General features: G+C 68.0%; 1 protein-coding gene and 1 pseudogene. Both read left to right on the top strand.

Translation table 11 applies throughout. The features are described from left to right. Positions 1-252: pseudogene (locus tag JHD77_RS32005) on the top strand (ShlB/FhaC/HecB family hemolysin secretion/activation protein); the annotation flags it as partial. A gap of 112 nt (positions 253-364) precedes the next feature. Then, a partial coding sequence (locus tag JHD77_RS32000; protein WP_034023212.1) for a filamentous hemagglutinin N-terminal domain-containing protein occupies positions 365-1,086 on the top strand: 722 nt, incomplete at its 3' end.

The following is a 1,086-nucleotide window of genomic DNA, read 5'->3' as shown; positions in this document are numbered from 1 at the left end:
GCGGTGGAATGGGCGCCGCTGCGGCCCTGGCTGCAGGAATACGGCGTGGCCTTCGCCTACGACGTCGGCGTGATCCGCCACGACCGCTACAACGACGGCGCCAGCGGGCGCATGAGCGGCAACGCCATCGAACTGGATGCCCGCGGCCGCTATTTCGCCGCCAGCGTCGGCTTCGCCCGCTCGCTGGAGCGGCCCAGCGCCATCGAGCGGCGCGAGCACCCGATCTATTTCCGGGTCGACGCGTTCTTCTGAAGACGCGGCGACCTCCTGAACGCTTTAGGAAAGCGCCTACCTGCATCGAGGCCCTTTCCTTGGAAAACCTTGCTTAACCTCGCCGGGCCCCTACCCGCCAAGGAGTAACGATATGGACATCCGCAGCCCGCTGAACCAGTGCATCGCCCTGTCCCTGGCCGGCATCCTGTTCCTCAACCCGATCGTCGCCACGGCGGCGGGGCTGGCGCTGGACAAGGCCGCCGGCGGCAACACCGGCCTGGGCCAGGCGGGCAACGGCGTGCCCATCGTCAATATCGCCACGCCCAACGGCGCCGGGCTGTCGAACAACCATTTCCGCGACTACAACGTCGGCGCCAACGGGCTGATCCTCAACAACGCCACCGGCAAGACCCAGGGTACCCAGCTCGGCGGGATCATCCTCGGCAACCCCAACCTCAAGGGCCAGGCGGCGCAGGTGATCCTCAACCAGGTCACCGGCGGCAACCGCAGCACCCTGGCCGGCTACACCGAGGTGGCCGGGCAGTCGGCGCGGGTGATCGTCGCCAACCCGCACGGCATCACCTGCCAGGGCTGCGGCTTCATCAACACGCCGCGCGCGACCCTCACCACCGGCAAGCCGATCATGGACGGCCAGCGCCTGGAGCGCTTCCAGGTGGACGGCGGCGACATCGTCGTCGAAGGCGCCGAACTGAACGTCGGCAACCTCGAACAGTTCGACCTGATCACCCGCAGCGCCAAGCTCAACGCCAAGCTCTACGCGAAGAACCTCAACATCGTCACCGGCCGCAACGACGTCCAGGCCGACAGCCTGCAGGCCACGCCGCGCGCCGCCGATGGCAGCGAGAAGCCACA

It is taken from the genome of Pseudomonas sp. P20 (assembly GCF_016463925.1).
GTDB lineage: Bacteria > Pseudomonadota > Gammaproteobacteria > Pseudomonadales > Pseudomonadaceae > Pseudomonas > Pseudomonas aeruginosa.
This window is presented reverse-complemented; position numbering and strand designations above follow the sequence as displayed.